The organism is Sporosarcina sp. GTC18466, assembly GCF_055389225.1.
The window spans coordinates 1244000-1263490 of sequence record NZ_AP044037.1 but is presented as its reverse complement, the minus strand read 5'-3'; the positions used below and the strand labels follow the sequence as shown (position 1 = coordinate 1263490).

The following is a 19491-nucleotide window of genomic DNA, read 5'->3' as shown; positions in this document are numbered from 1 at the left end:
TTTTCCGACTTCTTATTTTTGAATTATTTTAAAAGACTTGCAGTTCTAAAATCAACTTGTTACTATAATAGAAAAGGGCTGGGAGGACTCGATTTTATGCCAATGACGGATGTCATCAAGCGACTTGCAGTGAATCAAGCAGACCATATATACACTTCTTTCAACGGACGGGAGTGGACTTACGGTGAGTTTTACAGGAAAGCGGAAAGCGTCGCTGCCTATTTCCAGGCGGAGGGCTTCGAAAAAGGGGATATCATCGCTTTATACGCACTGAATTCGGATTCGTTCCTCGCCTGTTACTTTGGCATCCAGCTTGGCGGATTCATTGTTATGCCGGTGAATACCAAACTGGCAGCGCCGGAAATCGATTACATCTTCAGCCATTCGGAAGCGAAGGCAATCATCTATGATGAAAGGCTGCAAGATACACTCGGCAAGACGTCCTATGTTTTCCAGGAGTCCGTTTCCATCCACAACATGGAGGAAATCATGGATGAAGGCAGGCAGCTGGGGGAAAATGTATCTCCTGATCCATCTGACACAGCAGTGATCATGTATACGTCCGGGACGACCGGCAAACCGAAAGGGGTCATGCTGTCGCATGATAACATCGAAGCGACGGCAGCCATCTGGGCGGAAGCGATGGACATCACGGACAACGACCGGATGCTCATTTCAACGCCGCTATTCCACTGCGCGGCGAGCCATGTCTTTGTCGTGCCGACGACCTACAAAGGGGGGACCGTGATCATCGAGGAGGCGTTTTCCCCGAAAGGGACTGTCGAATTGATGGAGAAAGAACAGCCAACGATGTTCTTCGGGGTTCCTGCCATGTATACCATCCTATTGAACCTGCCGGATATCAAGGACCTCGACGCGCCTTCGCTCCGTCTGTTCTGCTATGGAGCTGCGCCGATGCCGTATGAAATGGTGAAGAAATTGAAAGAGACTTTCCCGGATGTCAAAGTGCAGAACCTCTACGGGCAGACGGAAAATACCCCTGCTGCATCCACGCTGAAAGACCATCTTGCGCTTGAAAAAATTGGCTCGGTCGGGGAAGTGCTGCCGCAGACGGACATCCAAGTCGTCGATGAATTCGGCGATCCGCTTCCAGCAGGCCAGGTGGGCGAGATCGTCATGCGCGGTCCTCAGGTGATGAAAGGCTATTTGAAGAATGAGGAAGAGACAAGGCGGGCAATCAGAAACGGCTGGCTGTATACAGGAGATCTTGGCAAAATGGACGATGACGGCCTTCTCTACATCGTCGACCGCAAGAAGGATATGATCATCCGCGGCGGTGAAAATGTCTATCCAGTCGAGGTGGAAGAGGTGCTCTATCAAATACCCGAAGTGCTGGAGGCAGCTGTCGTCGGCGTTCCCGATGAAGTCCTCGGCGAAGTCCCGAAGGCCTTTGTCGTCCTGAAAGAAGGGAAGACGGCCACAGAAGAAGAGATCCTCGCATACTGCAGAACGCAGCTTGCGAAGTACAAAATCCCCGCGGAAGTCGACTTCCTCAGCGAATTGCCGCGGAATGCCTCAGGTAAAGTGCTGAAACATACGCTTCGGACAGATGCGGCGAAACCGGTCATGTAAGCATGATAAAAGGGCCTCTCGAGTGAGAGACCCTTTTGCTTTTTACCGTCCAATCAATTTCTGCGCAAACTCTTTCAAGCTCATGCTGGAATGTACGCGCTGGCGATTAAGCGCATAGATCGGATCGCCTTGGAACACATTGCCTTCGTTGATCGTAAATGCGATGGTGATGCCTGTGTCACGCAGCGCATGCAGCGTATCTTTGCTGTACTTGCCGTATGGATAGGCGAGGGCGTAGACGGAATCCTCTTTTCCGAGCATGGAGTCGATCGTTCCACTCGCCATTTCGAGGTCCGCCGTGATTGAAAACCGGTTCTCCGACTGCAGGGAGCTGAGGTTCGTCAATGTATTGAACATATGGAACTGATGCGTATGGTTCTGGTATGAATACACATCCTGCGTCCGCACGAGATCCCCCTCTGCGACCATGCCGCTCCTGCCGATCCGGCTCGTGATCAGGAAGGACGTCGCTTGAAATCCATGTTTTTTCAGGATCGGATACGCCAGGTCGATGGTCGCTGCATACCCGTCGTCAAACGTGATCAGGACGGATTTTGGAGGAAGCTTCCCTTTTTTATTCACCCAGTCCTCAAGCTGCTTCGGCGAGATGGTCGTCCAGCCGTTCGATTTAAGGTAATCCATCTGCTCCTTGAATCTGGCGAGTTCCAGTTCGGACACGTTGGAACCATGCTTCTCTTTCACAATGTCATGATACATAAGGACAGGAACGCCTGTCTCGATCTGCAGCTGGTTTTTCCGGATATAGCCCGTCTTGCCGCCAAAATTCACAGGGTAGTAATTCCCTCTGATCCGTTGCACATGGATCGTTTCATTCGGCTGGATTGTGCCGATCGGCTTTGCTTTCAATGAAGGCTTCTCGAGGACGTCCGCTTTGCCGACAGTCTTCGCGCGGATCGGGTGAAGCGCTTTGACGCCCTCCGTGTCACCATTTTTAACGGCAGCGTTCCTCTTCGAAAATTTCACTTCTTCCCCGCCGATCGCCGTGTAGTAATACTTGTCCGTCTCATCCGTCACGGCATGGACACTTCCCTTGATGAATACGGCTACTTTGGCCCCTTCTTTGAAGACCGGTGTCGCTTCTTTGATATGCACTGTCTTGATGGAACTAGCGGATGCTCCCGCCGGAAATAGAAGAAGGCAGGCCGCTAGTATGAATAGAAATCGTTTCAATCGCTACAAAAATCCTTTCTTATCCTGCACACAAGCGCCCTTTACGGCATTTCCCGCAAAGGGAGACGGCAGTTTGCTGCTAGTTACTGGATCAATACTCGCTTCACTTCGCCGATCTGGTTTCCTTTGCGGTCATAAGCGATGAAAAGTCCCTCGCTGTACAGATCGAAATTGTCGAGCTCGTTCTTATACCGATTCAGTTCAAAATACTGATGGCCGCGATTCGTCAGCTCATAGTCGACATCGCCCCGGCTCGATTGGAAGCGCACGATTACCCGAGCGGCCTCACAGCCACTTCTGAGATCTGTAGACATGGTCACATGATTTCCCGTTTTCCTGATTTCAGAGGCAGAAAACATCTGGATGCCTGGAGCGCAGACGAGCACCTTTTCGCCGCAAGTGATTTCATCCAATATCGACTGGTAGACGAGCGAAATGTCTTTGCTGTCCAGCACATGGAAATATGCGCCGCCGGTCTTTGCCGCAATATCACGGAGCAGCGGCTCGTTCAGCTGCTTGCTCTTCCCGAGTCCGATTGTGTAGACCCGTATGTCTTTTTTATTCGCTTCCTTAATCATCGCTCTCGCTTTATTAGGGTCGGATTTGCCGTCTGTCAGGAGAATCGCGATTTTAGGCGCAGTACTGGAGAGTTGGGCGAACGCCTTGCGCATTCCCTCTGATATGCTTGTACCGCCACTGGAATTGACGCCGTTTAGACTCCATTTGGCAATATCAGCGGTTGTCCCAGTCTCTAAAGGAGTCGCCTTGGAATTGAACTTAAGAGTGTTAAACAATGGTGGATTGTCTGGCGTATTTACTACATCAATCAGTTTTTGTGACTCCTTCACCCGCAGTTTATCCGGGTCGCTCCGCAGCATGCTGCCTGAAGAGTCGATGATAAACGCGACTTCCGGCATTGTGGCCGTGCAAGCCAAGTTCTTGTTCAATACGGTATTTGCAGGGATATCCAGATCATGCGGCTTATGCAGGATGGAGTGCAGATCGCCTGCATGCCAAGAGTTCCAGTCCACGAATTCCGCCCGTACATGGTCGGCCTTTAGCGAGCCGATTCCCGGGCGCATGAGTGAGATCCAGTAGGACTGGCTGGATGTGTTCACATACTCGGTCCATTCAGAATTGTCGTTAGAGAAGGTGAGTTTGATCCTTCCAGTAAAGCCGCTTGCAGTAATTCCGCCTGGAAGAAGCACGTTTGCTCTGACAAATGAACCATCACTTGTAGTCTCCAGCCACAACTCCGCCTGAGGGACATACGTCATTTGCAGTTCAATCGGCTTGTTCAAGCAATTTGCGACTGAAGACGAATTTCCGTCATATTGGATGGTGATCGTGTCCTTTAGTGTCTTCGACGATCTTGGCGCCTTGATGCCGAACGTGACATCCATCCCATCTGAGTAGACGGATTTTTTGCTGCTTCCGTTGTAATACCATTTGGTTTCATACTCTTTATCAAAACCTCCTACTTGGCGCTTTTCTTCCTCTGTCAGGATGGTGGCGCCTTCTTTCGACGTCACGATGAACGGCAGAGAATCCTCATAGGAGACCATCTTTGTACACTGCCCGAGCGACACGGTGACATAAGTCGTATCCCGTCCGTTCGCAATCAGCTCGCTCTTGTCCAGATCGATTTCAGCCGCTGTATGGCCGGGATTATTCACAACAGGAGGTTTTGAGTTATCCGGTTTTTCCGGGAAGAACACCGTTCCGTCTTCCATGAAGCCTTTTGGCAGCGGATAGTCGCTGTCATCGCTGCCGGACGGCTTTTTCGGAAGGCCGATGTCAAAGCAGGAGCCTTCCTCAGAAACGTTGCGCAAGAGGTCGACCGCTTCGGCGCGTGTCAGCTGATCTTGTGGCCGGTAGTCATTATACGTCGTTCCGGACGCATATTCGTTTTGATACAAGTAATAGACTGCCTGCTCTTTGCCCAGATCGACTCCTTTATATGCAGCAATAATGCGGGCTGCGTCACTCCGTTTCACCGGCCAGTCTTTGGCGAAATTGCGCGTCGCTCCGTCTAAAAGAATATTCTTGCGCGCCAGGTACCTGTAATTTCCGGCTGCCTTATGTTCCCCCGGCAGCGCGCTGAAAGAATCCGGCGATGCACAGTCGAGGCGGACGAGCATTGTCACCAGCTGAGCTTCAGTGATCGGCTTGTCCGGAGCGAAGGTGCCGTCGGGGTAGCCTTTGGTCAGGCCTTGATTATATGCCCATCCTACGGAGTCAAACGCCCAGTGCTGTTCTTTCACGTCTTTGAAGATCCTGCCGGCCGCGGCTGCGTCGATTGGCAACGCGGATAGCATGACCGTAAGGAGAAGCATTATCGAGAAAAGGCTTGCTTTTATTCGTTTCATCATCTGTACACCTCTCATTCCAAGAAGAAGACATCATCACGGTAGGCTTGTTTCAAATCGTTCTCCAGGAAATCGAGGAAACGGTCTGTAAGTGCCGCTGCCTGTGCGCGTGTCAGCTTCTCTTGCGGATTGAACCTCCTGAATTCGTCACCAGACACAAGGCCAAGCTCCGTTGCGACATAGACACTGTCTTTTGCCCAGTCGGAGATCTTGTAGTCATCTGCATATCGCGTCTTGAAGCCCGGGCTTGGTGCACGTCCTTCCATGCCAAGCGCCCGCACGAGGATGGCGATCGCCTGCACGCGCGTAATCGGGCCATCCGGATTGAACGTATCCGGGGTAACGCCGGTGACGATGCCTTTTTGGACGGCACTTTCGATATAGCCGTAATTCGGATCTTTGCTGCTGACGTCCTTGAAGATGGATGTCTTTGTCGTTTTCTTTTTGCTTTTCGGATCCTCAAGTACACGGAGGTCGACCGCTTTCAGGATGCCGACTGTGTACTGGTACCGTTTCATCGGTGTGTTCGGCGAGAAGAATTGCGTCGATTCATCGAAGATGCCGAGGGAATACAGCTTTTCGATATGGTCTTTTGCCCAGTGCTTGTTCAGATCGCGGAACTTCGGCACGATCAGGCGCTCGATGGTAGGCGACCGGTCTTGTGACAGCTCGATGGTGCCAGTATTGTTCAGCGGAGAGCCGAACGGCAGATTGTACGTATATTCGCCGATCATATTGGCGCTGCTGATGACGGCATGGCCGCCTGTGAAACTGGAAAGCGACGGATCATGCGGTTCGTATTTCAGCACTTTCGATTTGCTGTCGGACACTTTGCTCGTCACAAATCCCGACTGGTCTGCCGCATTGACGATCTCATAGTCGATCACTTGTGTTTCGGTTGCGCCCCAGAAATTCTCATATCCCATGTTGCGGCCGGAAAAATGGACGGTGAGCAGCTCCTCTTTCTTCGAAACGCCGTCCTTCACCTTATAGATCTTTCGCCCAATACCATTTCCGGAATAAAAATCGGATGCGGGACGGTTGTCGACGACTGTCCCTTGGGAGAATTGATAGTCGTCAAGCGTATAGGTTGTCTTATTCGAAAGGGTCACTTTCTCAGAGAAGCTCTTGACCTCGGCATTGGATGTCGTCTGGCCCTTGTCTTCACGCGGCTCGACATCCGCTACGTAGACGACGCTGCGTGTCAGTTTCGAACCGTCTTTCGCGGTGAGTGTAAACTTGTAAGTCGACGTCCGCTGATTTTTATTCTCTTTCTCGCTGACAGTCGCTTTTCCGGTGAAGATGATCGGATTCCCCGTCAGGAAGAAGGCTTCTTCATACGTGTATTCATTCATGACGCCGCCGTTGTAATCGGGCGGCTTTGCTTCAGCGCGTGCCGCAACAAGAAATACGGACAGCAGGATTGCGATGGCGGCTGTCCATCTCGGCAAGCGGCGGTAGAGTGGATTTCCTTTCATAATTGAGCTCCCTTTCTATCTAAAATAAAAGGCAGGCATGAAAACGGGTTCATGCCTGCCTTCACGATCAATCGACGAGGATGATCCGTCCTTTGACGCCCGATTCATGGACGATGAAGAGCCGGTCATTCTTCTTTAATTCCGAAGGGGAAATGACTTTGCCATCCTTCAGAATGGTCGCTTGTTCAATATCCATGTTGAATAGTCTGCCTGTCTCGGCCCAATATCCTTTCCACTGGCTGACATTTTCCACTGTCATGACAGCCGGGGACGTGCCGGCTGGCGGGATTTCAAGTCTGCCGACCGAGACGAGTCCTGCCATAGATACGCCTGGCTTCACGAGATGAGCGGCTGTGACATGGCCGTCTTTTACATAGAAGTAGCCGTACTCGCCTGTCCGCAGTTTCAAGTCGAGCTGCGGGATCAGCGAGTGGACGTACCAGTTCCTGTCCTGCACCGCGACCGTGTCGTTGCTGAATGGAAGCGACTCGGAGCCGGCGTATGACCATCCATGGCCTTCGAGCTTATAGGCACTGCCGATGGATAACGTATAACCGGCGGCCGAATCGAGTCTGCCATAGTAGAGCTCGGAGCCTGTCATGTTCGGGCCGAGCATCCCGTCATTCGCGATATGGATGACGTTCGCATAATCGCTCTTCGTCTTGCCTTCCGTGACAACGAGCGCCGTGCCTGCTGACTGAAGGCTGGCAGCATCGATAAGACGGCCATTCCGGATCATGATGGTGCCGTCATGGTAGCGGAACGTCCCCGAGCTGCGAAGTCCGATCTCTTTCTTTTTACCATTGACGGAAGCGAGCGGTTCATTGAAAATACGCTCGTTCGCCGACTTGATGACCATTTTTTCGATCACTTCTTTGCCGGCTTTCTTCACGGTTACATAGTAGACATCGTGATTGGCATAGTACCGCAAGCGGTCGTGGCGGATCTGTTCATCCCCCACATAGATCGGTGTCTTTGCGGAAAAACTGTAGCTGCTGTTGCTTCTATAGGTACGATCCCACCACAGCCAGTTCCGGAACACTTGTTCATCTTTCACGATGAGCTTGTTCGCCAGCCCGTCAATCCGCTGAATCTTCCCTTTGTAGAGTGCCTCCGCCTGGATGCCCGCCGCGATGATCTCTACTGACTCGGCCCGGTTGGATGTATACGAACCCGTGGTGATCTTCACGCGATCCCCTTCATGCAGGGAAGCGGTTGTCACAAGTGTTGTCCCTTTGTAGAATTTCGACAGCGAGTTCAGGAAATAGGTCTTTGTCCGGCCGTCATCCAGCTGAATGGTCATAAATTTCCCTTTTGGATCAAGTTCAGTGATAAGACCCGCTGTCACAGTACCTTTCGTATCGGTGACTGCAGGCACAGTCCCTGTGCTGCCGCGCAAAGCCGTCACGCGGCGCAGGTTCACATCAGCTTCGACATCCATGCCGAGCTTGAATGCTTCGATCTTCACAGGACGCGAATCGACCGTCAGTTTCGTGAACGCATCAATTCGCAGCGTAGTCGTCCTGCCTTGGCTGTTTTCAATCGTAATATCCTTCAGCCGTTTCTCGAACGTGTCCTTGCCGGTCTGCACTTCATCATATGTAACATTGACGAATGTCCCTTTGACAGGAGCGCTCGCCATCGTCCTTGCCGGCATGGCGCACATCATGAGAAGGGCAAATGCCGCCAGTATGTATAGTGAATATCGTTTGTGCATGTATTCGCACCTCCTATTCATTTATTCACCAAATAGGCCCTATGAAATATATCGGCCGCGCTTGGTCAGTTGTTAGGTTTTTTTGTTAGCACGGCTATATACTCATCCATAAAAACAAGACTTCCTTCTATAACTATAAAAACACAGCTTGTCACTTGATAGAATGCATTCATACAGACAGAATGAGAAGAAAGGGTGAACTAGAAATATACGCACATTATCAAATTTATCAATCGCACAAAACTGGTGAATGGATGATTCCGAATGCTGGTAGAGCGATCGGTTGCATAGAAAAAAGAGCTGTTTCTGTCAATTAATTGACAGGACAGCTCTTTTCTTTTCCAATTCTTCCGCGGATAGTCGCTCCGGATGCAGGTTCCGCCGCCGGATCTCTTTCTCCAACAAAGCGATAAAGTCAGGGCATAAATTCAAACGCAGCGCTTCGTAATAGGAATCAAGCAGCAAATCATCAGGCATCCCGCCCATATCCAAGCCCCCTCCAAGCCGTTCTACTTACAGATTTCGGACCATATACTGATAAGTTCATTGAAGTTATTCTTACTGTACCAGAAATCTGGGCAAGGAACAACCGTTCTCTTATTAACATAAGAAAGTGGATAACATGTGACTAACTTGTTTATAAGGCTGGAAAGTCCCGACATGACGTGGGGACAATGTGTACAAAGTTATCCACAGTTGTGAATGGAGAGAAACGTGTCGAAACTTTATTCTGAATTGTATTCCTCAAGGGGAATGGTGGGGAATCTTGTCGAAAAGTGACGCTGCGTGGGGCAAGGCCATATATATGACGCCCGCCTTCAAATCCGCCGCCTGATTGATTTGAAGACGGCGGGCTTTCATATGTTTATATACAAGCGAAATGGAGGGATGAGGGGATGCATAGCCGGCTGTTTGTATCACTGATGCTCTCTGCACTGCTTCTGATGGGCGGCTGCAGCGGGGCTCAGGGACAACCGAAAGCTTTGATGCCGATCGAGGCTGCGGAGCTTGCAATGGAATGGGCAAAGGCCGAATCGGTTATTCGAAATGGCGGTGTATACGAAGAGGGGGAATATGAAACATTCCTCTATGACGGGGTTCCGCATCGGTATTTGGCGAAGTCGGTCGGTACGAAGAAAGGGCTTATGGCGGAACTGCAAAAGACGATGACGAAAAAGAAAGCGAAGCGATTTATGAAGGAGAATGGGATTATCGTGTATAAAAAAAGGCTCATCCAGCCGGAGAGGGAGTTTTCGAGCGATCTGAACTGGGATATCGCCACAATTCGCGAACTGAAAATGAAAAAGGGGAAGCAGACGGTCGAAATCACGGTGCCGATCGGCGAGACAAGGACAGCACAGCGGGATGTCCTTACGTTCGTTTACGTGAAAAACAACGGATGGAAGGTCCATAAAGTGGAATGACATCAAGATGCAGGGAGAGGGGAAGAAGAAGCTTTGCGAAGTACACTAAAATTTATTGAAATCGATGAAACGCTTCATGCCGTAATTGTAAGCGATTACAATTAAAATTACAATTCATAATTGAAAAATAATTATAAAAAGAGTGTTGACTCTGCTGAAAATCCGATATATGATAGCAACAATCCATTTGATTATGTGATTTATTTCACAAACTTTACAAGAAATTTCTTGTTCTGTCTGCTTTGTAAGGAGAGGGTGCGAATGAGAAGCGACATGATTAAAAAAGGCGTCGATCGGGCGCCGCACCGCAGTTTGCTATATGCGACAGGCGTGAAGACAAAGGATCTAGAGAAACCTTTCATCGGCGTCTGTAATTCCTATATTGATATTATCCCGGGCCATAAGCATTTGAACCGTTTCGCTGAAATCGTCAAAGAGGCGATTTGGGAAGCGGGCGGCATCCCGTTCGAATTCAATACAATCGGTGTCGATGACGGCATCGCCATGGGCCATATCGGGATGCGCTATTCCCTCCCGAGCCGTGAACTCATCGCGGACTCGGCGGAGACGGTCATCAATGCCCACTGGTTCGACGGTGTGTTCTATATCCCGAATTGTGACAAGATCACCCCCGGGATGCTCATGGCGGCGGTCCGGACGAATGTCCCTTCCGTCTTCGTATCAGGCGGGCCGATGGAAGCGGGGGTTTCCGCGGAAGGCGCAGCTCTTTCCCTGACATCGGTGTTCGAAGGGGTCGGCGCTTACAAGTCAGGCAAGATGAGTGCGGAGCAGCTGCTGGATATCGAGCAGAACGCCTGCCCGACATGCGGTTCCTGCTCCGGCATGTTCACCGCGAACTCGATGAACTGCCTGATGGAAATGCTGGGGCTTGCACTTCCGGGCAACGGTACGATCGTTGCCACATCCGATGAACGCCACCGCCTGATTAAAGAAGCGGCAAAGCATTTGATCCGGATGGTGAAAGAGGATGTCAAGCCGCGCGATATCGTGACGAAGGAAGCGATCGATGATGCCTTCGCGCTCGATATGGCGATGGGCGGCTCGACCAACACGGTTTTACATACACTCGCGATTGCCCATGAGGCGGAGATCGAGTACAGCGTCCAGGATATCAATGTCGTTGCCGAGCGGGTTCCGTACCTTGCGAAGATCATGCCGGCTTCCGACATCTCGATGGACGATGTATTCCGGGCGGGCGGTGTCAGCGCCATTATCAATGAACTGACGAAAATCCCAGGAGCCATCCACCCAGATCGGATCACGGTCACCGGGAAGACGATCGGGGAAGATGTCGCTGCGCATCACATAACGGACCATGAAGTCATCCGGACGAAAGACAATCCATACAGCGAAGTCGGAGGATTATCGGTCCTCTTCGGCAATATCGCTCCTGACGGCGGCGTCATCAAAGTCGGAGCCGTCGATCCGACCATCAAGGAATTCACGGGTGAAGCGATCGTATTTGATTCACAGGAAGAGGCGCAGGACAGGATTGACGACGGAACAGTGAAAGAAGGCCATGTCGTCGTCATCCGGTATGAGGGGCCGAGAGGCGGGCCCGGGATGCCGGAAATGCTGGCACCTACGTCGGCGATACAGGGCCGGGGGCTTGGAACGAAAGTGGCGCTGATCACGGACGGCAGGTTCTCCGGTGCGTCGCGCGGCATTTCCGTCGGGCATATTTCCCCGGAAGCTGCGGAAGGCGGACCGATCGCCCTTGTAGAGAACGGCGATGTCATTTCCATCGATTTGACGAACCGCACGATCGAGCTGGAAGTGCCCGAAGCGGAACTTGCAGAACGGCGCGGGCGGCTCAAGCCGTTTGAACCGAAGATCCGCAAAGGATGGCTCGCCCGGTATTCGAAATTAGTCACCTCCGCCAGCACTGGCGGCGTCATGAAAATTTGATATGTATGAACGCGATGATGAGGCAAAAGTGATCAGAGAACGCATTCCCAGAGAGCCGGCGATGGTGGAACCCGGCAATGCGCCTGAACGCGACATCCCCTCGGAGCGGGCCGTTGAACTATAGTAGGCGGCCCCGGGCACGGAACATGTGCCCGTTACAAGCGGACATTTCGCACTAGTGAAGTGTCCATGAGGCGGCAGAAGCCGCGAACAAGGGTGGTACCATGAAAAGTTTTTTCATCCCTTATGCAAGTTGTTTTTGCATGGGGAGAAAAGGCTTTTTATTTTTTGATAAAAAAGCAATGAGAATAGTCAGGAGGAGTTAGCAAATGAGTGCTGAAGTTCAAACGAAGCAGGCCGTACTGGAACGTGCGCCAGAGATGGAGAAACCGGCAACACCCGTAGTTTCGGACGGATCGGCCGTCCTGATCCAGGCGCTGAAGGAACAGGGGGTCGAAGTCATTTTCGGATATCCGGGAGGAGCCGTCCTGCCGATTTACGATGCGCTGTACAAGGATCCGATCCCGCATGTGCTTGCCCGTCATGAACAGGGGGCCATCCATGCGGCGGAAGGATATGCCCGGGTGTCCGGGAAACCGGGCGTCGTCATCGCCACATCGGGCCCAGGTGCGACGAATCTCGTCACCGGGATTACGGACGCGATGATGGATTCACTGCCCCTCGTCGTCTTCACCGGGCAAGTCGCAAGCTCGGTCATCGGTACGGATGCATTCCAGGAGGCGGACATCATCGGCATCACGCAGCCGATCACGAAGCACAACTACCAGGTCCGTGATGTCCAGGACTTCCCGCGGATCATCAAAGAGGCGTTCCATATCGCTTCGACGGGGCGCAGGGGGCCGGTTGTCGTCGACATTCCGAAAAACGTGGCGACGGAAGTATTCATCACTCCGGACGTATTCGAAGCGGAAGTGGACCTGCCGGGGTACCAGCCGACGACGGTGCCGAACTTCCTGCAGATCCAGAAGGCAGCGCAGGCCATCTCTTTTGCGGAAAAACCGCTCATCCTGGCGGGGGCCGGCATCCTGCATGCGGGAGCTGCGGAAGAGCTTCAGGCATTCGCGGAACGATACCGTATTCCGGTCACGAACACATTGCTCGGCCTCGGCAGCATCCGCGGCGACCATGAGCTGTTCCTCGGCATGGCGGGCATGCACGGGACGTATACCGCGAATATGGCGATCAGCGAATGCGACCTTCTCCTGAATATCGGTGCCCGGTTTGACGACCGGCTGACGGGGAATCTCAAGACCTTCGCACCGAACGCGAAAGTCATCCATATCGATATCGATCCGGCGGAAATCGGAAAGAACGTGCCGACCGATATTCCGATTGTCGCAGATGCGAAAGAGGCGCTGAAGCAGCTGCTGCATGTAGAAATGAGTGCACCGGAGACCGCAGATTGGACCAGCGCACTTCAAGAAAAGACTGAAGATTTCCCATTGTGGTACAACAGTGACGAAGACGATCTGCTTCCGCAGCAGGCGATCGAAATCATCCACAGGCTGACGGAAGGGAAGGCGGTCGTCACGACGGATGTCGGCCAGCACCAGATGTGGGCGGCGCAGTATTATCCGCTCCATAACCCGGATCACTGGGTTACGTCAGGCGGTCTCGGCACGATGGGCTTTGGCTTCCCTGCCGCAATCGGGGCACAGATTGCGAAACCGGACAAGAAAGTCGTCGCCATCGTCGGAGACGCGGGTTTCCAGATGACGGCGCAAGAGCTGTCGTTGCTGCAAGAGATGCGCCTGCCGGTCAAAGTGGTCATCTTGAACAACGGTGCGCTCGGCATGGTGCGCCAGTGGCAGGAGACTTTCTATGAGGAACGGTATTCCCAGTCTTTGATTCCCGTGCAGCCGGATTTTGTAAAACTGGCGGAAGCCTACGATCTCAAAGGCTACCGGATCACGAAGCCGGAAGAAGCGGAAGCGGTTTTCAAGGATGCGCTGCTGTCTGACGAACCGGCTCTCATCGACTGCCGGGTGAAGCAGGGCGAGAACGTCTACCCGATGGTCGCCCCAGGCAAAGGACTACATGAAATGATTGGAGTGAGCCGCACATGAAGCGAATCATCACTGTCACCGTCATCAACCAGAGCGGTGTCCTCAACCGGGTCACCGGGCTGCTTATGAAACGGCAGTTCAATATCGAAAGCATCACGGTCGGCCATTCCGAGCAGCCGGGCATGTCGAAGATGACATTTATCGTCCATGTCGAAGACGAGCAGAAGATCGAGCAGCTCGTCAAGCAGCTGCAAAAGCAGATCGACGTCATCAAAGTGAATGATATCACCGATAAAGCGATCGTCATGCGGGAGCTCGCCATCGTCAAAGTCGTGTCGCCTCCGCAGGCAAGAAGCGAAATCAACAGCTTCGTCGAACCGTTCCGCGCAACGATCATCGACTCAGGGAAGAACGTCGTCACGTACCAGGTCGTCGGCAGCCCTGAAAAGATCGAGGCGTTCATCGATCTCGTCAAACCATACGGCATCAAGGAACTGTCCCGGACCGGCGCCACCGCCTTCGTCCGCGAAATGCAGAAAGCGCCCGGGTCCCAGCAGTTTTCCATTTTGAAATAAATCCGATAACTAAAAACCAAAAAACTAGGAGGAATTCCAATGGCTAAAATGTATTACAACCAGGATATCAATGAAGGTGCACTACAAGGGAAGAAGATCGCGGTGATCGGGTACGGTTCGCAAGGTCATGCGCATGCGAGGAACTTGAAAGACTCCGGCTTCGACGTTGTCGTCGGGATCCGCCCAGGTAAATCATTTGATCAGGCGAAAGAGGATGGACTAGAAGTGAAGACGGTCCGGGAAGCTGCAGAAGAGGCGGATGTCATCATGATCCTTCTCCCGGATGAAAAGCAGAAGAAGGTGTATGAGGAGGAGATCGCGCCGGCGCTTGCGGCAGGGAAATCACTCGTCTTCGCCCATGGATTCAACGTCCATTTCGGACAGATCAAACCGCCGGCTGATGTGGATGTCTTCCTCGTCGCTCCGAAAGGGCCCGGCCATCTCGTCCGCCGCACATTCGAAGCAGGAGCTGGCGTACCTGCCTTGTTCGCGGTATTCCAGGACAATTCCGGCCAGGCGAAGGACGTGGCGCTTGCGTATGCAAAAGGAATCGGGGCGGCTCGCGCGGGAGTGCTCGAGACTTCATTCAAAGAAGAGACGGAGACGGATCTGTTCGGGGAGCAGGCAGTGCTTTGCGGCGGCCTTACGTCACTCGTAAAGGCAGGCTTCGAGACGCTTGTCGAAGCCGGATACCAGCCGGAGCTTGCGTATTTTGAAACGATGCATGAATTGAAGCTCATCGTCGACCTCATGTATGAAGGCGGCATGGAAGGTATGCGCTACTCAATTTCCGATACGGCAGAGTGGGGAGATTTCGTCTCCGGCCCGCGCGTAGTCGACGCAGAAACGAAGGCACGGATGAAAGACATCCTGACGGACATCCAGGAAGGCAAATTTGCGGAAGAGTGGATCGCGGAGAATGAAAACGGGCGTCCGAACTTCAATGCTTACGAAACATCCGAAGCGGAGCATGAAATCGAAGTGGTCGGCAGAAAACTTCGTGAGATGATGCCGTTCGTCAACCAAGGCAAGAAAATCAAACGGGAAGAAGTGGTCGCGAGTGCGCAAAATTGATATTTTCGACACGACACTAAGGGACGGTGAGCAATCAGCCGGCATCAATTTGAACACGGCGGAGAAACTTGAAATCGCCCGCCAGCTCGAACGGTTCGGCGCAGCGGTGATCGAGGCGGGGTTCCCCGCTTCGTCGCCAGGCGATTTCGAGGCGGTGAAGCGGATTGCGGAGACGGTGAAACGTTCGACCGTGACAGGCCTTGCGAGAGCGATGAAGAAGGATATCGACATTTCGTGGGATGCATTACAGGCAGCAGAGCAGCCGCATCTTCATGTGTTTCTCGCCACTTCCCCCATCCATATGGAATACAAATTGAAGAAGTCGCCGGATCAGGTCGTTGATATCGCAGTGGAAGCGGTCAAATATGCGAAGCGGTCCTTCCCGCTCGTCCAGTGGTCGGCAGAGGACGCATTCCGATCCGATCCAGCCTTCCTTGTCAGGATTATCAATGAAGTGATCAAGGCGGGAGCGACGACGATTAATATCCCGGACACGGTCGGCTATGCGACGCCGGCGGAATACGGGGCGCTCTTCAAGTTTTTGAAGGAGAATGTGACGGGGATTGACCGGGTGAAGCTGTCCGCCCACTGCCATAACGATCTCGGCATGGCAGTCGCAAATTCGATTGCTGCCATCGAGAACGGGGCGGATCAAGTGGAAGGGACGATCAACGGGATCGGGGAGCGCGCAGGCAATGCGGCACTGGAAGAGATCGCTGTCGCCCTCCACATCCGGAAAGACTTCTACAACATCGAAACCGGCATCAATCTGCAGGAGACGAAGCGCACGAGCCAGCTCGTCAGCCAGCTGACAGGCGTCGTCATCCAGCCGAACAAGGCGGTCGTCGGGAAGAACGCATTCGCCCATGAATCAGGCATCCACCAGGACGGCATGCTGAAAAACCGGGAGACGTACGAAATCATTACGCCGGAATTGATCGGCGAGACGACGGCGCCTCTCGCGCTCGGCAAACATTCCGGCCGGCATGCGTTCAAGGACCGGGCTTCTGCGATGGGCTTCGAACTGTCCGAAGGGCAGCTGAATGAAGCGTTCGCCGAATTCAAGACGCTTGCAGACAAGAAGAAGGAAATTACGGAAGATGATCTGTTCGTTTTATTCACAGGGAAGCAGATCGAACATGTGGACGTGCCGGTGTATGAATTGAAAAACGTCCAAGTGCAATATGGTACCTCGAATGTGCCAACCGCGACCGCTACGGCGATTGTGCCGTCCGGCGAGGAGATGATCGTCGCGACGACGGGGGCGGGTTCGGTCGAAGCGATCTTCAACACACTCGAGCAGCTCGTGAATGGCAATGTCCATATCCTGGATTACCGCGTGACATCGATCGGTAAAGGAAGAGATGCCCTCGGGGAGGCGGTCGTCAACCTAAGTTTCGACGGCAATAGCCTGACGGGGCGTGCCGTAGCGCAAGACGTGCTGGAAGCATCCGCGAAAGCGTATCTGAACGCGATCAACCGGCATCTCGTGAAAACGGCAAAGTCCGAAAAAGTGAAAGTCATGTTATAAGCAGTTCCTACTATATATAAGAATCATCACTACAGAGGAGGAGAATGACGATGGAAAAAAGAGTGGCAGTATTGCATGGTGACGGAATTGGCCCGGAAGTGACCGCGGAGGCGGTCCGTGTACTCGATGTGATTGCTAGGCGTTTTCAGCACACCTTTCATTTCCAGCAGGGCCGCATCGGCGGGGAAGCGATCGAGGCATGCGGCAATCCGCTGCCAGCGGAAACGATCGAGTTATGTGAAGCGAGCGATGCCATCCTCCTCGGAGCGGTAGGCGGCCCGAAGTGGGACTTGAATCCGCCGGAGCTGCGGCCTGAAAAAGGGCTGCTCGGCATCCGCAAGCATTTCGGCCTGTTCGCTAATGTGCGCCCCGTAAAGGCGGTCGCCTCTTTGCTCCACGCGTCTCCTCTGAAGGAAGACGTCGCAAAGGACGTCGACATGGTGATCGTCCGCGAATTGACAGGGGGCATCTATTTCGGGAAACCGAGCCGGCATGACGAGCAATCAGCAGTCGATACACTCGTCTATACAAGGGAAGAGATCGAGCGGATTGTCGAAAAGGCATTTGAGCTCGCGCGCCACCGGAGAGGGAAAGTGACGTCGGTCGACAAGGCGAATGTGCTGTCGTCCAGCAAGCTGTGGAGACAGGTCGTGGAAGAGAAGAGCAAAGAATATCCGGACATCACGGTGGAACATCAGCTCGTCGATTCCGCTGCCATGAAATTGATCACACGCCCGGGAGCGTTCGACGTCATCGTCACAGAGAATATGTTCGGCGATATTCTGAGCGACGAAGCTTCCGTGATCACCGGGTCCCTTGGCCTTCTGCCTTCCGCCAGCATCCGCTCGGACGGCTTCGGATTGTATGAGCCGGTCCATGGGTCTGCGCCGGATGTGGCGGGGAAGGGGATTGCCAATCCGGCGGCCGCCATCCTGTCCGCTGCCATGATGCTCAGGTATTCATTCGGCATGGAAACGGAAGCTGCCGCGATCGAGGAAGCAGTCAATGCAGTATTTGCGGACGGCTGTTTCACATCCGATCTTGCAGGCGGGGAACGGACACATTCGACGAAAGAATGGACGGACAAAGTGATAGCGGAGCTCGATCTGCAGTTTGTTTCAAACAGCATCATGTTCTCATACGTGTGAAGGAGGAGACGGTCAAATGGCAAAGACGATTATCGAGAAAATCTGGAACCGGCATATTGTGCATGAGGAGCAGGGCAAGCCGGATCTGCTCTATATCGATCTCCACCTCCTGCACGAAGTGACGTCGCCGCAAGCGTTTGAAGGCTTGCGGCTGGCGGGGCGCAAGGTGAGGCGGCCGGATCTGTGCTTCGCGACGATGGACCATAACGTGCCGACGAAGAATCTTCCGGTCATCCGTGATGAAGTCGCGAAAAAGCAGATCACGACGCTGGAGCGGAACTGCCAGGAATTCGGCATTGAACTCGCGGACATGGAGCATCCAGACCAGGGGATCGTCCATATCATCGGGCCGGAGCTCGGCCTTACGCAGCCCGGCAAGACGATCGTCTGCGGCGACAGCCATACGTCCACGCACGGGGCATTCGGCGCCATCGCGTTCGGTATCGGGACGAGTGAAGTGGAGCATGTGCTGTCGACGCAGACATTATGGCAATCCAAGCCGAAGACGATGGAAATCCGGATCGGCGGCGAACTCGGCTTTGGGGTGACGGCGAAAGATGTGATCCTCGCCATCATTGCAAAATTCGGCATCGATGTAGGAACCGGCCATATCGTCGAGTATACGGGAGAAGCCATCAGGAAGCTGTCGATGGAAGAGCGGATGACGATCTGCAATATGTCCATCGAGGCTGGCGCCAAAGCCGGATTGATCAGTCCCGACGAGGTGACGATCGACTATTTGCGGGGCAAGCGTTTTGTTCCAAGCGGTGCACAGTTCGAGGAAGCAGCGGCTGAGTGGCTGGAACTTGCAACGGATGAAGGGGCGGTGTATGACACGACACTCGAGATCGATGCTTCTGAAATCGAACCGTTCGTCACATGGGGGACGAATCCGTCGATGGGCTCGGGGATTTCAAGGACAGTCCCGACTGCCGGAGACTGCGCCACGGAATCGGACCGGCAGGCGCTGCAAAAGGCCCTCGCCTACATGGATCTGGCGGAAGGGACACCTCTCACCGATATTGAAGTGCAGCACGTCTTCATCGGTTCCTGCACGAACGCGCGGCTCAGCGATCTACGGAGTGCCGCAGCCATCATTGACGGCCAGAAAGTGCATCCTTCTGTCACCGCGATTGTGGTACCGGGATCTCGCACAGTCAAGCGCCAGGCGGAAGAGGAAGGGCTCGACAAAGTCTTCATCGCAGCCGGATTTGAGTGGCGTGAATCGGGATGCAGCATGTGTCTCGCCATGAATGATGATGTCGTGCCGGCAGGCGAAAGATGCGCCTCCACATCGAATCGGAATTTCGAAGGCCGGCAAGGCGCCGGCTCCCGGACACATCTAGTAAGCCCCGCAATGGCGGCAGCTGCCGCAATCAACGGAAAGTTCACCGACGTCCGCTCCATGCAGCCGGCGCATGTGTGAGAAGGAGGC

The 19491-nt window shown here is 53.4% G+C and carries 14 protein-coding genes and 1 other annotated feature; of the genes, 9 read left to right on the top strand and 5 right to left on the bottom strand.

The window, feature by feature from the left end:
* Positions 1–102: 102 nt before the first annotated feature.
* Positions 103–1593 carry a class I adenylate-forming enzyme family protein gene (locus ACZ5FK_RS06205; RefSeq protein WP_464807378.1) on the top strand — a complete coding sequence of 497 codons (1491 nt, stop codon included), beginning with the start codon at positions 103–105 and terminating at the stop codon, positions 1591–1593.
* 42 nt (positions 1594–1635) lie between these two features.
* Here ACZ5FK_RS06205 and ACZ5FK_RS06200 read toward each other — a convergent pair whose 3' ends face one another.
* The 5 genes from ACZ5FK_RS06200 to sda form a co-directional block, all read right to left on the bottom strand.
* Entirely contained in the window at positions 1636–2784 is a 1149-nt protein-coding gene (locus ACZ5FK_RS06200; protein WP_464807035.1) for a polysaccharide deacetylase family protein, read from the bottom strand.
* Between the two features lie 83 nt (positions 2785–2867).
* Positions 2868–5153: an S-layer homology domain-containing protein gene (locus ACZ5FK_RS06195; protein ID WP_464807034.1), complete on the bottom strand. Its 2286-nt coding sequence runs from the start codon at positions 5151–5153 to the stop codon at positions 2868–2870.
* A 14-nt stretch (positions 5154–5167) separates the two neighbouring features.
* Positions 5168–6631 (bottom strand): S-layer homology domain-containing protein, encoded by a 1464-nt coding sequence (locus ACZ5FK_RS06190; RefSeq protein ID WP_464807033.1) that lies wholly within the window; start codon positions 6629–6631, stop codon positions 5168–5170.
* A gap of 67 nt (positions 6632–6698) precedes the next feature.
* Complete coding sequence (locus ACZ5FK_RS06185) at positions 6699–8348, bottom strand: YxeA family protein (RefSeq protein WP_464807032.1); 1650 nt, start codon at positions 8346–8348, stop codon at positions 6699–6701.
* 309 nt (positions 8349–8657) lie between these two features.
* Positions 8658–8834, bottom strand: coding sequence for a sporulation histidine kinase inhibitor Sda (gene sda, locus ACZ5FK_RS06180; RefSeq protein ID WP_464807031.1), 177 nt, complete (start codon positions 8832–8834; stop codon positions 8658–8660).
* 410 nt (positions 8835–9244) lie between these two features.
* Between sda and ACZ5FK_RS06175 the strand changes: the two genes are divergently transcribed.
* The 8 genes from ACZ5FK_RS06175 (at position 9245) to leuC (ending at position 19482) form a co-directional block, all read left to right on the top strand.
* Entirely contained in the window at positions 9245–9772 is a 528-nt protein-coding gene (locus ACZ5FK_RS06175; RefSeq protein WP_464807030.1) for a DL-endopeptidase inhibitor IseA family protein, read from the top strand.
* A gap of 261 nt (positions 9773–10033) precedes the next feature.
* Positions 10034–11701 carry a dihydroxy-acid dehydratase gene (gene ilvD, locus ACZ5FK_RS06170; protein ID WP_464807029.1) on the top strand — a complete coding sequence of 556 codons (1668 nt, stop codon included), beginning with the start codon at positions 10034–10036 and terminating at the stop codon, positions 11699–11701.
* Positions 11702–11706: 5 nt separating this feature from the next.
* Positions 11707–11949, top strand: a binding site (T-box leader).
* Between the two features lie 81 nt (positions 11950–12030).
* Complete coding sequence (ilvB, locus tag ACZ5FK_RS06165; RefSeq protein ID WP_464807028.1) at positions 12031–13788, top strand: acetolactate synthase large subunit; 1758 nt, start codon at positions 12031–12033, stop codon at positions 13786–13788.
* Entirely contained in the window at positions 13785–14303 is a 519-nt protein-coding gene (ilvN, locus tag ACZ5FK_RS06160) for an acetolactate synthase small subunit (protein WP_464807027.1), read from the top strand. Before ilvB ends, ilvN begins: the two co-directional genes overlap by 4 nt.
* A 39-nt stretch (positions 14304–14342) precedes the next feature.
* Entirely contained in the window at positions 14343–15377 is a 1035-nt protein-coding gene (ilvC, locus tag ACZ5FK_RS06155; protein WP_464807026.1) for a ketol-acid reductoisomerase, read from the top strand.
* A complete protein-coding gene (locus ACZ5FK_RS06150; protein WP_464807025.1) occupies positions 15364–16908 on the top strand; it encodes a 2-isopropylmalate synthase in 1545 nt (514 codons plus the stop codon). Before ilvC ends, ACZ5FK_RS06150 begins: the two co-directional genes overlap by 14 nt.
* Before the next feature lie 50 nt (positions 16909–16958).
* Positions 16959–18056: a 3-isopropylmalate dehydrogenase gene (gene leuB, locus ACZ5FK_RS06145; RefSeq protein WP_464807024.1), complete on the top strand. Its 1098-nt coding sequence runs from the start codon at positions 16959–16961 to the stop codon at positions 18054–18056.
* Positions 18057–18072: 16 nt separating this feature from the next.
* Positions 18073–19482, top strand: a complete 1410-nt coding sequence (leuC, locus tag ACZ5FK_RS06140; protein ID WP_464807023.1) for a 3-isopropylmalate dehydratase large subunit — start codon at positions 18073–18075, stop codon at positions 19480–19482.
* The last annotated feature ends 9 nt before the right edge of the window (positions 19483–19491 follow it).

Coding starts and splice junctions, on each gene's coding strand:
- ACZ5FK_RS06205 (WP_464807378.1), top strand. CDS start 103: ATGACGGATGTCATCAAGCGACTTGCAGTGAATCAAGCAGACCATATA.
- ACZ5FK_RS06195 (WP_464807034.1), bottom strand. CDS start 5,153: ATGAAACGAATAAAAGCAAGCCTTTTCTCGATAATGCTTCTCCTTACG.
- ACZ5FK_RS06190 (WP_464807033.1), bottom strand. CDS start 6,631: ATGAAAGGAAATCCACTCTACCGCCGCTTGCCGAGATGGACAGCCGCC.
- ACZ5FK_RS06185 (WP_464807032.1), bottom strand. CDS start 8,348: ATGCACAAACGATATTCACTATACATACTGGCGGCATTTGCCCTTCTC.
- sda (WP_464807031.1), bottom strand. CDS start 8,834: ATGGGCGGGATGCCTGATGATTTGCTGCTTGATTCCTATTACGAAGCG.
- ACZ5FK_RS06175 (WP_464807030.1), top strand. CDS start 9,245: ATGCATAGCCGGCTGTTTGTATCACTGATGCTCTCTGCACTGCTTCTG.
- ilvD (WP_464807029.1), top strand. CDS start 10,034: ATGAGAAGCGACATGATTAAAAAAGGCGTCGATCGGGCGCCGCACCGC.
- ilvB (WP_464807028.1), top strand. CDS start 12,031: ATGAGTGCTGAAGTTCAAACGAAGCAGGCCGTACTGGAACGTGCGCCA.
- ilvN (WP_464807027.1), top strand. CDS start 13,785: ATGAAGCGAATCATCACTGTCACCGTCATCAACCAGAGCGGTGTCCTC.
- ilvC (WP_464807026.1), top strand. CDS start 14,343: ATGGCTAAAATGTATTACAACCAGGATATCAATGAAGGTGCACTACAA.
- leuB (WP_464807024.1), top strand. CDS start 16,959: ATGGAAAAAAGAGTGGCAGTATTGCATGGTGACGGAATTGGCCCGGAA.
- leuC (WP_464807023.1), top strand. CDS start 18,073: ATGGCAAAGACGATTATCGAGAAAATCTGGAACCGGCATATTGTGCAT.